The organism is Pseudomonas sp. zfem001, from assembly GCF_032621725.1.
Lineage (GTDB): Bacteria > Pseudomonadota > Gammaproteobacteria > Pseudomonadales > Pseudomonadaceae > Aquipseudomonas > Aquipseudomonas sediminis.
Window position 1 is genome coordinate 1,466,710 of record NZ_JAVYJI010000001.1, and the last position, 13,859, is coordinate 1,480,568.

Genomic DNA, 13,859 nt, shown 5'->3' on the forward strand with positions numbered 1-13,859 from the left:
TTGAGTGAGCGAAAGACCTGATGACACAGACTGAGCGACGATGATGCCGCAGGGGAAAGATGCTGCCGTGTTGCCGCGCCGCCAGGCATGCTGACCCTGGTAACCCGCATGATGTGCAGGCCCGCCTCGCGAACGAGGACAGAGGTAGCGTGACCGGTGGTGCTGGAACAAGCGCTGACGCCGATGGTCGGCAGGCAAAACATGAGACACCCGTATTATTGCTGTTATGGGTTTGAACCGAGCTTAGCCTTGTTCATTTTTTTACACAATAGCTCTGTAAAAAATTGAACACACCCCACTGAGCACCCTGAAAAGACGCCGGTTGAACCACCCTGAAAGGCCTTGAAACGCCCCAAAAATGGCCATCACGCCCCACTACAGGGCATCATCGGGCCTGCTTGACAGTAAAGTGCGTTTCGGATTGACTCACACCCATGCAGTCGCATGATTGATATATTTAACAAAAAGGTGTTGCATCATGTCGGTACCCCCGCGTGCCGTTCAGCTTAACGAAGCGAACGCGTTCCTTAAGGAACATCCTGAGGTCCAGTTCGTCGACCTTCTTATTGCAGATATGAATGGCGTGGTGCGCGGCAAGCGCATCGATCGAAACGCCCTGCACAAGGTGTACGAGAAAGGCATCAACCTGCCCGCCTCGCTCTTTGCGCTCGACATCAACGGTTCCACCGTCGAAAGCACCGGCCTTGGTCTGGACATCGGCGACGCCGACCGTATCTGCTTCCCCATCCCCAATACCCTGTGCAACGAGCCCTGGCAGAAGCGCCCCACTGCGCAACTGCTGATGACCATGCACGAGCTGGACGGCACGCCTTTCTTCGCCGACCCGCGCGAGGTATTGCGCCAGGTGGTACAGAAGTTCGACGAACTGGGCCTACGTATCTGCGCAGCCTTCGAACTGGAGTTCTACCTGATCGACCAGGAGAACGTGAACGGTCGCCCGCAGCCACCACGCTCGCCGATCTCCGGCAAGCGTCCGCATTCGACTCAGGTCTACCTGATCGATGACCTCGACGAGTACGTCGACTGCCTGCAGGACATGCTCGAAGCCGCCAAGGAGCAGGACATCCCGGCCGACGCCATCGTCAAGGAAAGTGCCCCGGCGCAGTTCGAGGTCAACCTGCACCACGTCGAAGACGCCATCAAGGCCTGCGACTACGCGCTGCTGCTCAAGCGCCTGATCAAGAACATCGCCTACGACCATGAGATGGACTCCACCTTCATGGCCAAGCCCTATCCGGGCCAGGCGGGCAACGGCTTGCACGTGCACATCTCGCTGCTCGACAAGAAGACCGGCAAGAACATCTTCGCTGCCGAAGATCCGTTGGAGAACACCTCGCTGCGTCATGCCGTCGGCGGCATCCTCGACACCATGTCCGCGTCGATGGCGTTCCTCTGCCCCAACGTCAACTCCTACCGCCGCTTCGGTGCACAGTTCTACGTGCCCAACGCGCCGAGCTGGGCGCTGGACAACCGCACCGTGGCCGTGCGCGTGCCGACCGGGAGTGCTGACGCGGTACGCATCGAGCACCGCGTCGCCGGTGCCGATGCCAACCCCTACCTGATGCTGGCGTCGATTCTCGCCGGTATCCACCACGGTCTGACCAACCAGATCGAACCGGGCGAGCCGATCGAAGGCAACTCCTACGAACAGCTCGAACAGAGCCTGCCGAACAACCTGCGCGATGCCCTGCGCGAGCTGGACGACAGCGAAGTGCTGAACAAATACATCGATCCGAAGTACATCGACATCTTCGTCGCGTGCAAGGAAGCCGAGCTGGAGGAGTTCGAGACCACCATCTCCGACCTCGAGTACAACTGGTACCTGCACACCGTGTAAAACCGAGAAAGCCGGCCGCAGAGCCGGCTTCTTTTTGCCTGCCAACTGCCTGCTCCAGTGCTCTGCACCGGGGCCAGCGGTTCGCCGCACGGCGACTCCGCTGACATGAATCAACCCCCGGCGCCCAAGACCGCCGGATACTGTTGCCTTCATCCATCGGGGAGCTACTCATGCAACGCGTTTTTGCCGCCGTCCTGCTAGGCCTGAGCTGTGGCCTGGCCCAGGCCGCCGACAGCATTCGGGTCTACAACTGGAACGATTACATCGCGCCGCAGGTGTTGGAAAACTTCACGCGCGACACCGGCATCGAGGTCGAGTACCACACCTTCGCCAGTGCTGAAGAACTGGCCGCCGCACTGCAAAGCGGCCAGCCCATCGACATCGCGGTGCCCTCGCACAACGATCTGCCAGGGCTGATCGCCAGCGGCCGTATTCGTCCGCTGGATTTCAACCAGTTACCCAACCGCACACACCTCGACAAGCAGTTGCTCAGCAAGCTGGCCGCGGTCGACCCGCAGAACCAGCACGCCGTGCCGTACCTGTGGGGCGCGGTCGGTCTGGCGATCAACACGCCGCAGGCCGAGGCGGCCTATGGCGGACCACTGCCGGACAGCTGGAGCCTGCTGTTCGATGCCAAACAGAGCGCGCGCCTGGCCAGCTGCGGCATCAGCGTGCTGGATGCGCCAGATGAAACCCTGTCGCTGCTGCTCAACTACCAGGGCCGCAGCCTTGCCCGCAGCGCACCAAGCCGGGTCGAGCGCGCCGGCGGAGTGCTCGAGGCACTACGCCCGAACCTGCGCTACGTCGACAGCGAGCGCTATATCGAAGATCTCAGCAGCGGCCACTTGTGCCTGGCCATGGCTTGGGTCGGCGACGCCCTTGCCGCGGCGCAGGCCGGCCAGCCGGTACGCTTCGTGGTACCGGACGAAGGCTCGGTGCTGTTCATCGACAACCTGGTGATTCCTGCCAACGCCGCTCGGCCGGACCTCGCTCACCGCTTCATCGACTACCTGATGCAACCGCAGGTCATCGCCCAGATCACCGCCGAGACGCTGTACCCCAACGGTAATGCAAACTCCGCGCAGTTCATCGACAGCGCCCTGCTGGCGCAGCCCGGCCTGTACCCGGATCAGGACACCAAACGCCGCCTGTATCCGCTGGAAGTCCTTTCGGAGAAACATGCGCAGGTGCGCAGCAACGTCTGGCAGCGCTTTCGCGACGGTATCTGAGGCGTGTACGGCGATGCTTGCCTCGCCGCCGCCTGCTGACGTCCAATAGCGCCTCGACCCACGAGGACTCAGCCATGTCGCGCCCCGCCAGCACCCGCAAGCCACGCGCCAGCAGCCAGGCACGGATCGCCGTGATACTGGCGGCAGCACGCGAACTGCTGGCCGAGCAGGGCATGGCCAACCTGTCGATATACACGGTGGCCGAGCACGCAGGCATTCCACCGTCGTCGGTGTACCACTTCTTCGCCAGCGTGCCGACACTGCTCGAAGGGCTGACTGCAGACGTGCACGCAGCCTTCCGCGCCTGCCTGCAGGAGCCGGTCGAACACGCCCGCCTGAACACCTGGCATGACCTGTCGCGCATCGTCGAACAACGTATGCTGGGCATCTACGCGCGCGACGCCGCAGCGCGCCAGCTGATCCTCGCCCAGCATGGCCTGGCCGAGGTAACCCAGGCCGACCATCAGCACGACATCGAACTGGGCCGCCTGATGCAGGCGCTGTTCGACCGCCACTTCCCCCTGCCGCAGCTACCGATGGATATCGATGTCTTCGCCCTGGCCATGGAGCTGGGTGATCGCGTCTATGCCCGCTCCGTACAGCTGCACGGCGAAATCACGCCACGCCTGGCCGAGGAAGGCATGCGCGTATTCGACGCCTACCTGGGCCTGTACCTGCCGGCCGCACTGCCGAAAAGACCTGCACCGCTGGCGTAATCCCCCGTAGGGTGCGCCGTGCGCACCGATGACATCTGACGGCGTGGCCGACCGCTGCGCGCACCCTAAGCGGCCTGTGCCCCTACGACCGAACCAATATAAATCCGATAAAAATCGTATTTATTTCGCTCTGCCGACCAAAAGCATCTTCTAATACCGATATTTATCGGATATAAATCGAACATCAAGCCTTGGCCAAGTCCAGCCACGGCACTCTGAATAGGCCGCCGGAGCGGCCTGCGAACGAGCCAAGAGGTGCTTTATGTCCCGTATCGTTACCGTCGCTGCGACCCAGATGGCCTGCTCCTGGGATACGCCCGCGAACATCGCCACTGCCGAGAGGCTGGTACGCCAGGCTGCCGCACAGGGCGCGCAGATCATCCTGATCCAGGAGCTGTTCGAGGCCCCCTACTTCTGCCAGAAGCCCAACGCCGACTACACCCAGCTGGCGACCGCGGTGGAGGAAAATCCGGCTATCGCGCACTTCCAGAAAGTTGCTGCCGAACTGCAGGTGGTGCTGCCGATCAGCTTCTTCGAGCGTGCCGGCCGCGCCCGCTTCAACAGCATCGCTATCCTCGACGCCGACGGTACCAATCTCGGGATTTATCGAAAAAGCCATATTCCCGATGGCCCCGGCTATCACGAGAAGTACTACTTCAACCCGGGCGATACCGGCTTCAAGGTCTGGGACACCGCTTATGCGCGCATCGGCGTGGGCATCTGCTGGGACCAGTGGTTTCCCGAGTGCGCGCGCAGCATGGCGCTGATGGGCGCGGAAATCCTCTTCTATCCCACTGCCATCGGCAGCGAGCCGCACGATGCCAACATCACCTCGCGCGACCACTGGCAGCGTGTGCAGCAGGGTCATGCCGGCGCCAACCTGATGCCGCTGGTAGCCAGCAACCGCATTGGCCGCGAGGAGCAGGACGGCTACGACATCACCTTCTACGGCAGCTCGTTCATCGCCAACCAGTTCGGCGAGAAAGTCGAGGAGCTGAACCAGACCGAAGAAGGCGTGCTGGTGCACAGCTTCGACCTGAGCGAACTGGAGAAGGTACGCACCGCCTGGGGTGTGTTCCGCGACCGCCGGCCGAACCTATACTGGCCGCTTTCCACGCTCGACGGTGAAAACCGCTGCGAGTGAACGTAGCCCGGATGCAATCCGGGGCCTTTTCTCACGACTCCCCGGATTGCATCCGGGCTACAGGTGAAACATGACCACGCTGACCAGCACTCCACGCGCCGATGGTTTCCACATGCCCGCCGAGTGGGCACCACACAGCCAGACCTGGATGGTCTGGCCCGAGCGCCCGGACAACTGGCGCAACGGCGGCAAGCCGGCGCAGGCAGCCTTCACCGCCGTGGCCAAGGCCATCGCCCAGTTCGAACCGGTGACCGTCTGCGTGTCCGCGGCGCAGTACGAGAACGCCCGCGCGCGCCTGGATGACGACAACATCCGCCTGGTGGAAATCACCACTGACGACGCCTGGGTGCGCGACACCGGCCCGACCTTCGTCACCAATGCCAATGGCGAAGTGCGCGGCGTGGACTGGGCATTCAACGCCTGGGGCGGCTTCGATGGCGGCCTGTACTGGCCGTGGCTGCGTGACGATCAGGTGGCGCGCAAGGTCCTCGAGATCGAAGGCTGCAAGCGCTATCGCACCGAAGGCTTCGTCCTCGAAGGCGGTTCGATCCATGTCGATGGCGAAGGCACCCTGATCACCACCGAAGAGTGCCTGCTGAACAAGAACCGCAACCCGCACCTGTCGCGCGAAGAAATCGAAACCGTGCTGAGCGAGCACTTGGCCATCGACACAGTGATCTGGCTGCCGGACGGTCTGTACAACGACGAAACCGACGGCCACGTCGACAACTTCTGCTGTTACGTGCGGCCCGGTGAAGTGCTGCTGGCCTGGACCGACGATGTGAATGACCCCAACTACCCGCGCTGTCAGGCCGCCATGCGTGTGCTGGAAAGCGTGCGCGACGCCAAGGGGCGTCAGCTGACCGTGCACAAGATGCCGATTCCCGGCCCGATTCATGCCACCGCCGAAGAGTGCGCGGGCATCGACATCGTCGACGGCAGCCAAGAGCGGAGCCCGGACGTTCGCCTGGCCGGCTCCTACGTCAACTTCCTTATCGTCAACGGCGGCATTGTCGCGCCGAGCTTCGATGACCCGAAGGACGAAGAGGCGCGCGCCATTCTTGAGCGTATTTTCCCCGAGCATCGCGTGGTGATGGTGCCAGGCCGTGAGATCCTTCTGGGCGGCGGCAATATCCACTGCATCACCCAGCAGCAGCCAGCCCCGCAAGGCAGTTGAAAAGTACGCTGAAGGCCTTCAAGTTGATCCTGACCAAGCCGATAAGATTGGTCGGGATCAACCCGTCACCTTCAAGAGCACATCATGTTCAACAAAGCCCTCAAGCGAGCACTGGAAGTAGCTCGTCAGCAGTTGCAGTCCTCGCTTGCCAGGAAGGCTGCCGTCGATCGTTCGACGGCCATGATCGAATTCAAGCCTGACGGCACCATCGTCAGCGCCAATGACAATCTCCTCACCACCATGGGTTACCGACTGGAGGAGATCGTCGGCCAGCATCACAGCATCTTCTGCTTCCCCGAATACCAGTCCAGCGCCGAGTACCGCCGCTTCTGGCAACGCCTGGCGGCCGGCGAGTACATCCGTGAGCGCTTCCGTCGTCGCAACAAGCAAGGCCAGGAGGTCTGGCTGGAAGCCAGCTACAACCCGATCCGCGGCGCAGATGGCCGTGTCGAAGGCGTGCTCAAACTGGCCACGGACATCACTGCACAGGTCATTCGCGAGCAGGAACAGAACAGCATGGTAGAGGCCATCAGCCGCTCCATGGCGGTAATCGCCTTCAACCTCAAGGGCGAGGTACTCGATGCCAATGAAAACTTCCAGCAGACCATGGGCTACCGCCTGGACGAAATCCGCGGCAAGCACCATCGCCTGTTCTGCACCCGCGAAGAGGCCGACTCGCCTGCCTACCGCGACTTCTGGGCACGCCTGAATCGCGGCGAATTCTTCTCAGGGCGATTCCAGCGCATCAACCGCCACGGCGACATCATCTGGCTGAGCGCCACCTACAATCCGGTGTTCGACGCCAGCGGCACCCTCTACAAGATCGTCAAGTTCGCCCGTGACATCACCCCGCAGGTGCACCAGCAACAGGCCGAATCTGATGCAGCCAAGCTTGCCTATGAAATTTCCCAACGCACCGACGACAGTGCCCGGCATGGCGCCGAGGTGATCAGCGAAACCGTCACGATGGTGCGCGGCATCGCCGACGAGCTGTCCCGCGCAGCCGAGGGCATTAGCGCGGTCAGTCAGCAGTCGGAAATGATCAGCAGCATCGTGCAGACCATCCGCGGCATTGCCGAGCAAACCAACCTGCTGGCCCTCAACGCCGCTATCGAAGCGGCGCGCGCAGGCGAGCAGGGCCGCGGATTCGCCGTGGTCGCTGATGAAGTACGCAGCCTGGCCGCGCGCACCGCACAGGCCACGGTAGAGATCGTCGAGGTGGTCAAGCGCAACCACGAGCTAGCGCAAGACGCCGTGGACAACATGCAGTCCAGTCAGCAAAAGGTCGAGCAGGGTGTGGAGCTGGTCAACCAGGCCGGGCAGGTGATCGAGGAAATCCAGAGTGGCGCACGGCAGGTTGTCGATGCCGTGCGCCAGTTCGCCGAGGCGCTGGAAGAGTACTGATCACTCGAATGGCTGCGGCCGCGGCGTATCATTGTTCGACGGAGGCAGGATCGGCAGGGCGAAGCTCGGCTGCTCGCCGGTCAGGGTCTTGAGGAAGGCGGTGATCTTGCCAATCTCGCCTTCGCTCAGCTGCCGGCCGAGCTGCAGACGCGCCATGATGTCCACCGACTCTTCCAACTTCCAGTAGGCACCGTCGTGGAAATAGGGATAGGTCAGTTCGACGTTGCGCAGGGTCGGCACCTTGAACTTGAAGCGGTCGGCATCCTTGCCAGTCAGACCGGCAACGCCTTCGGCGGGGTTGCTGGTTTCATAGGGTTCTACCAGGCCCATCTTCTGGAACGAGTTGCCGCCCAGTGCCGGGCCGTTGTGGCAAGCCACGCAGCCGATGGACTTGAACAGCTCGTAACCTTCCAGCTCGGTCTTGGTGATGGCCTCAGCATCCCCCTTGAGCCACAGGTCGAAGCGCGAGTTGGGCGTGACCAGGGTCTTCTCAAACTCGGCGATAGCATCGGTCACTTCGTCCAGGGTGATCTCGTCGGTTTTGTACACGGCCTTGAACGACTCGCGGTATTGCGGGATCGAGCGCAGCACGTCGATGGCGAGAATGTGGGTAAAGGCCATTTCCATTGGGTTGGCGATAGGGCCGGCGGCCTGTTCCTTGAGGTCGGCGGCGCGGCCATCCCAGAACTGCGCGAGGTTGAGACTGGAATTGAGCACGGTCGGCGAATTGATCGGCCCTTGCTGCCAGTTGTGGCCGATGGAGCTCGGCAGATTGTCGCTGCCTCCCATCGACAGGTTGTGGCAGGAGTTGCAGGAAATGAACCCCGAGCGCGACAGGCGCGGGTCGAAGAACAGCTGCTTGCCCAGCTCCACCTTGGCCGGATCAGTGATCTCGGCCGGTGCGATCGGCTCGACGGGTTCGTTGGCCGGTAGATTGGCCCAGGCGCTGGCGCCCAAGCACAATCCGGCCAGCAGGGTCAGAGTGCGCATGTGTGTATCTCCTCAGGTATTGGCTGTTCTGGTTATGTCTCGACCATGCCCAGCGCACACCCGGGGCGACTTGATCTGCATCAAGTCGCATGCGCATCTCGCCTCAGTGGATATGTTTCATTTCATTTTGCAGGTGTTGATACCCAGCAATGGATACGCCGGGCAGAAACGGAAGATGCCGGTCGCCAGTGGCACCACACCGATCCAACCCCACAGACCGATGACACCGGCCAGGCTCAGCGCAATGAGGATCAACCCTGCGGCGATGCGCAGACTGCGGTCGAGCGTTCCAACATTGGCTTTCATCGAGGTTCTCCAGGTCAACGTCCGCGCCGGCCTTCCAGCGCAGCAAAGAGCAGCATGCCGGCGAGCATCGCCGCGACGAACAGCAGGGCCTGCCAGTGCCCGGTCAGCAGGATGGCAACAGCCGGCCCCGGACAGATGCCAGCGATACCCCAACCGGCCCCGAACAGCAGGCTGCCGCCGATCAGGCGAGCATCGAGGTCACGACGCGTCGGCAACTGCATGGCGCCGCCGAGCAGTGCCCTGGCGCGCCATTGCGCCACGTTCAACGGCACTGCTGCGACTGCAATGGCCCCCGCCATCACCAGCGCCAGCGAGGGATCCCAATTTCCGGCCAGATCGAGAAAAGCCAGCACCTTGGCCGGGTCGGCCATGCCCGCTAGCAGCAGGCCCAGACCAAACAGCAGGCCGCAGGCGAATGCACTGAGTCTGACCATCCTCAAGCCCCCAGCAGGTGACGCAGGACAAAGACCGTGACGAAACCCGTGGCCATGAAGCACAGGGTTGCCAGCATCGAGCGCGGCGACAGGCGAGAAATACCGCAAACGCCGTGGCCGCTTGTGCAGCCCGAGCCATAACGGGTGCCGATACCGACCAGCAAGCCGGCGACGATCAAGCCGAGACTGCTCGTCTCGAAATGAATCGACGGTAATGCCGCGAACAATCCCCAGAGCAAGGGCGCCAGAAGCAGGCCAACAAGGAACGCTGCTTTTTCGCCGCGCCCTTCGCCCTGAGGCTGCAGCAGGCTGCCGAGCAGGCCGCTGATACCCGCTACCCGGCCATTGGCCAAGGCGAATATGGCAGCCGCCAGACCGATCAGCGCCCCTCCTGCCAGGGCGCTCCAGGGTGTGAAGCCGGCCCAGTCGATGTTCATTGCCGGCCCTCGCAGAACAGACGGTAGAGCGTCTCGATCACCGCCAGCGCCGCCGGGCTGCTGATGCGATAGAAGATCTGTTTGCCGTCACGACGGGTTTCCACCAACCCCTCGCGGCGCAGCACCGCCAGTTGCTGGGACAGCGTCGGCTGCTGGATACCGAGCAGCGCCTCCAGCTCGCTGACGTTGCGCTCGCCTTGCGACAGCTGGCAGAGCAGCAACAAGCGATCAGGATTGGCCAACGCCTTGAGCAGTTGCCCGGCGGCGTCGGCATTGACGCGCAGCTGCTGGATATCGATGGGCTCAGTCATGGAACACCTTCACTTAATACAATATGTATCTTTATATATTGTATTTCGAGCAAGTGTTAGCCCAACCGACCAGCGGCTAAAGAGGGAATTGAACGGGCCTTACAAGAGCGTGCCGACTTACATCAACCGATGCATGCACAGTACAAATCGTGGGAGGGGCTTTAGCCGCGAAAAGAACTCGCCGCTAAAGCGCCTCCTACAGGGGGTATCGTCACTCCCAGGGTTACATACGGGCTATCACTGACGCCCTGGACGCGAATTCATTAGCAGAGCCCAGAAACGCAGAAACCCGCCGCAGCGGGTTTCCGGGGCGAGGCCTGATGAATCAGGCGTCGGCGTCAGCAGCGGCCTGATAGGCGGCAGCGTCCAGCAGCTTGTCCAGCTCGCTGGTGTCGCTCGGTTTGAGCTTGAAGAACCAGCTGCCATACGGGTCGCTGTTGACGCTTTCCGGGCTGTCAGCCAGCGCTTCGTTGATGGCGATGACTTCGCCACCAACCGGCGCATAGATGTCGGAGGCAGCCTTGACCGACTCCACCACACCGGCTTCCTGGCCGGCGTTCAGTTGCTTGCCGACTTCCGGCAGCTCGATGAATACCACGTCGCCGAGGGCTTCCTGGGCGTGGTCGGAAATGCCCACGGTCACGCTACCGTCAGCCTCCAGGCGCGCCCACTCGTGGCTGGCGGCATAACGCAGATCGGCGGGGATATTGCTCATGTTTGATTCCTCGTAAACGGTGACGGCAAGTGGGCCGTCTGGACAATTTAGCAGGCCGCAGCGCCAGGGGAAGCCAGCACCGCGACCTGATGATTCAGATAAGGGTTTTACCGTTGCGCACGAAGCTCGGCCTGACCACCCGCACCGGGTACCACTTGCCGCGGATCTCCACCTCGGCACGATCCCCGGTCGCGGCCGGCACCCGCGCCAGCGCGATGGATTTGTTCAGCGTAGGCGAGAAGCTGCCACTGGTGATCTCGCCCTCACCGATGCCGTCGACGCGCACCACCTGGTGCGCACGCAGCACGCCACGCTCCTCCAGCACCAGCCCAACCAGCTTGCTCGGGCAGCCGTCGGCGCGCTGCGCCTCCAGCGCGGGACGGCCGATGAAATCGCGCTCGGCTGGTTCCCAGGCGATGGTCCAGGCCATGTTGGCAGCCAGTGGGCTGACCTGCTCATCCATGTCCTGGCCGTAGAGGTTCATACCCGCTTCGAGGCGCAGGGTGTCACGGGCGCCAAGGCCAATGGGCGAAATACCGGCACCGACCAGATCGTTGAGGAAGGACACCACCTCGGTCACCGGCAGCACGATTTCCAGGCCATCTTCGCCGGTATAACCGGTACGCGCGATGAACCAGTCACCCTCGGGCAGGCCCTGGAACGGCTTGAGCTCGTGGATCAGTGCGGCACGGGCCTGGCTCAGCAGCTCGGAAACGCGTGCGCGCGCCTTCGGCCCCTGAATGGCGAGCATAGCCAGATCGCGACGCTCGCGCAGTTGCACGTCGAAGTCGCTCGCCTGGGCATGCATCCACGCCAGGTCCTTGTCACGGGTGCCAGCGTTGACCACCAGGCGGTAGCCGCCCTCGGTGAGGTAAACGATCAGGTCGTCGATCACCCCGCCCTGCTCATTGAGCATGGCGCTGTAAAGCGCCTTGCCAGGGCTTTCCAGGCGGGCCACATCATTGGCCAGCAGACGCTGCAGGAAGGCCTTCGCCTGACTGCCGCTTACGTCCACAACGCACATGTGCGAGACGTCGAACACGCCGCACTCGCGGCGCACCTGATGATGCTCTTCCACTTGCGAACCGTAGTGCAGCGGCATGTCCCAGCCGCCGAAGTCCACCATCTTGGCCCCCAGTGCCAGGTGCAGGTCATAGAGGGGGGTGCGCTGTCCCATGGGTAAATCTCCTTCCGGGCTTGGCGAAGCGATTCAGACCCCTAGAAGCTACCTGCGTTGCCATTGCTGCGTTGCAGGCAAACTCGAAATGCTCATGTGCAGGAGCACACTGCGCTTTCTCGTTTGCCTGCGCCTTGCACTGGCGGCCTCGGAGACGCTTCTAGACGAATCCTGTCGGGTTACCCCGACTCGCGAATGGCGCGCATTGTAGCCGCAAGGTCTGCGGGGGTCATCTGACCAAAGGTCGCGCAGTGATCCGAGCCTGTATATGTCTAAGCCCAGGGCCTGGACCAGAGGCCCTCAACCGAAACTGCGGGCCGAGCGCCTTATCAGCAGAATCACCGGCAGCAGGCCAACCAGCACCAGGGTCAGCGCCGGCAGCGAGGCGCGCGCCCACTCGCCCTCGCTGGTCATTTCGAACACCCGTACCGACAGCGTGTCCCAGCCGAACGGACGCATCAGCAGGGTCGCCGGCATTTCCTTGAGCACGTCGACGAATACCAGCAGCGCTGCCGACAAGGTGCCCGGCAGCAGCAGTGGCAGATAGACCCTGAAGAACAGCCCGAAGCTGCCAACGCCAAGGCTGCGCGAGGCCTCGGGCAGGGACGGACGAATACGCGCCAGGCTGGTCTCCAGCGGTCCGAAGGCCACCGCCATGAAGCGGATCAGGTAGGCTACCAGCAGCGCCGTCAGGCTCCCCATCAGCAACGGCTTGCCCGCACCGCCCAACGCCGTGGACAACGGAATCACCAGTTCACGATCCAAAAAACTGAACGCCAGCATGATTGCCACCGCCAGCACCGAACCCGGCAAGGCATAGCCGAGATTGCCCAGCGCGACACCGAAGCGCACGCCACGATTCGGCGCCTGGCGGCGGGCGAAGGCCAGCAGCATGGCCACACTGACGGTGATCAGTGCCGCCATGCCGCCCAGGTAAAGGGTATGCAGGATCAGCCCGGCGTAGCGCTCGTCGAGGTCGAAGCGGCCGCGCTGCCAGAACCAGGCCAGCAGCTGCAGCAGCGGGATGACGAAGGCGCAGGCGAATACCAGACCGCACCAGGCGCTGGCCGCGAAGGCCTTCCAGCCGTGCAGGTGATACAGCGCCTTGCCGCGCGGCCGCTCGTTGGCCGGTCGTGCGGCGCCGCGGGCACGACGCTCGCCGTAGAGCACCAACGCCACGGCCAGCAGCAGCAGGCTGGCCAGCTGGGTAGCACTGGTCAGGCTGTAGAAGCTGTACCAGGTCTTGTAGATCGCCGTGGTGAAGGTATCGAAGTTGAACACCGACACCGCGCCGAAATCGGCCAGGGTCTCCATGATTGCCAGGGCCAGACCAGCACCGATGGCCGGTCGCGCCATTGGCAGCGCCACCCGCCAGAACGCCTGCCAGGGGCTTTGCCCGAGCACCCGAGCCGCCTCCATCAAGCCCTTGCCCTGAGCCAGGAAGGCGCCACGGGCGAGCAGATAGACGTAGGGATAGAACACCAGCACCAACACGATGATCACCCCGCCGGTCGAGCGCACGCGCGGCAGGCGCAAGCCACTGCCGAACCATTCGCGCAGCAGCGTCTGCACCGGGCCGGCGAAATCTAGCAGGCCAACGAAAACGAATGCCAGCACGTAAGCGGGAATGGCGAAAGGCAGCATCAGCGCCCAGTCCAGCCAGCGCCGACCGGGAAACTCGCAGAGGCTGGTGAGCCAGGCCAGGCTCACCCCCAGCAGCGTCACCCCTACGCCGACACCGATCACCAGCGTCAGTGTGTTACCGATCAGCCGCGCCATCTGCGTCTGCCACAGGTGCACCCAGATCTGCTGATCCACGTCGTGCCAGCTCAGCAGCAGCACCGACAGCGGCATCAACACCAGAACGGCGACGGCAAGGACGATGGGGTACCAGCGACGCTGGACGGGATGCGGCACGCGGATTCCTCGACTACGGAAATGACGACGCCCCGGCTAGGCGG

14 protein-coding genes are annotated in these 13,859 nt (G+C 62.9%); 6 read left to right on the forward strand and 8 right to left on the reverse strand.

All coding sequences use genetic code 11. From position 1 onward, the window contains the following. Positions 1–478 precede the first annotated feature (478 nt). The 6 genes from RTH74_RS06835 (at position 479) to RTH74_RS06860 (ending at position 7,528) form a co-directional block, all read left to right on the forward strand. Positions 479–1,858 (forward strand): glutamine synthetase family protein, encoded by a 1,380-nt coding sequence (locus tag RTH74_RS06835; RefSeq protein ID WP_099524587.1) that lies wholly within the window; start codon positions 479–481, stop codon positions 1,856–1,858. A 170-nt stretch (positions 1,859–2,028) separates the two neighbouring features. Then, positions 2,029–3,087 (forward strand): extracellular solute-binding protein, encoded by a 1,059-nt coding sequence (locus tag RTH74_RS06840; protein ID WP_316914169.1) that lies wholly within the window; start codon positions 2,029–2,031, stop codon positions 3,085–3,087. A gap of 74 nt (positions 3,088–3,161) precedes the next feature. Beyond that, entirely contained in the window at positions 3,162–3,803 is a 642-nt protein-coding gene (locus tag RTH74_RS06845; protein ID WP_316914170.1) for a TetR/AcrR family transcriptional regulator, read from the forward strand. Positions 3,804–4,065: 262 nt separating this feature from the next. Next, entirely contained in the window at positions 4,066–4,947 is an 882-nt protein-coding gene (aguB, locus tag RTH74_RS06850) for an N-carbamoylputrescine amidase (RefSeq protein WP_316914171.1), read from the forward strand. A gap of 70 nt (positions 4,948–5,017) precedes the next feature. After that, positions 5,018–6,124 (forward strand): agmatine deiminase, encoded by a 1,107-nt coding sequence (gene aguA / locus RTH74_RS06855; protein ID WP_316914172.1) that lies wholly within the window; start codon positions 5,018–5,020, stop codon positions 6,122–6,124. Between the two features lie 84 nt (positions 6,125–6,208). Beyond that, on the forward strand, positions 6,209–7,528 hold the full coding sequence (locus RTH74_RS06860; protein ID WP_316914173.1) for a methyl-accepting chemotaxis protein: 1,320 nt from the start codon (positions 6,209–6,211) through the stop codon (positions 7,526–7,528). On the opposite strand, the gene RTH74_RS06865 is transcribed toward RTH74_RS06860, so the two are convergent. From RTH74_RS06865 to RTH74_RS06900, 8 genes are all read right to left on the reverse strand, one after another. Beyond that, a complete protein-coding gene (locus tag RTH74_RS06865; RefSeq protein WP_316914174.1) occupies positions 7,529–8,518 on the reverse strand; it encodes a cytochrome-c peroxidase in 990 nt (329 codons plus the stop codon). Between the two features lie 117 nt (positions 8,519–8,635). Then, positions 8,636–8,824, reverse strand: coding sequence for a YgaP family membrane protein (locus tag RTH74_RS06870; RefSeq protein ID WP_074857615.1), 189 nt, complete (start codon positions 8,822–8,824; stop codon positions 8,636–8,638). A 14-nt stretch (positions 8,825–8,838) separates the two neighbouring features. Continuing rightward, positions 8,839–9,258, reverse strand: a complete 420-nt coding sequence (locus RTH74_RS06875) for a DUF6691 family protein (RefSeq protein WP_316914175.1) — start codon at positions 9,256–9,258, stop codon at positions 8,839–8,841. A gap of 2 nt (positions 9,259–9,260) precedes the next feature. Continuing rightward, positions 9,261–9,695 carry a YeeE/YedE thiosulfate transporter family protein gene (locus tag RTH74_RS06880; protein ID WP_316914176.1) on the reverse strand — a complete coding sequence of 145 codons (435 nt, stop codon included), beginning with the start codon at positions 9,693–9,695 and terminating at the stop codon, positions 9,261–9,263. Further along, a complete protein-coding gene (locus RTH74_RS06885; protein WP_296235771.1) occupies positions 9,692–10,006 on the reverse strand; it encodes an ArsR/SmtB family transcription factor in 315 nt (104 codons plus the stop codon). The genes RTH74_RS06880 and RTH74_RS06885 overlap by 4 nt, the downstream gene beginning before the upstream one ends. Positions 10,007–10,331: 325 nt before the next feature. Further along, positions 10,332–10,721, reverse strand: a complete 390-nt coding sequence (gene gcvH / locus RTH74_RS06890) for a glycine cleavage system protein GcvH (protein WP_003458665.1) — start codon at positions 10,719–10,721, stop codon at positions 10,332–10,334. A 94-nt stretch (positions 10,722–10,815) separates the two neighbouring features. After that, complete coding sequence (gcvT, locus tag RTH74_RS06895; protein ID WP_316914177.1) at positions 10,816–11,898, reverse strand: glycine cleavage system aminomethyltransferase GcvT; 1,083 nt, start codon at positions 11,896–11,898, stop codon at positions 10,816–10,818. Between the two features lie 300 nt (positions 11,899–12,198). After that, a complete protein-coding gene (locus RTH74_RS06900; RefSeq protein ID WP_316914178.1) occupies positions 12,199–13,815 on the reverse strand; it encodes an iron ABC transporter permease in 1,617 nt (538 codons plus the stop codon). Positions 13,816–13,859: the final 44 nt, after the last annotated feature.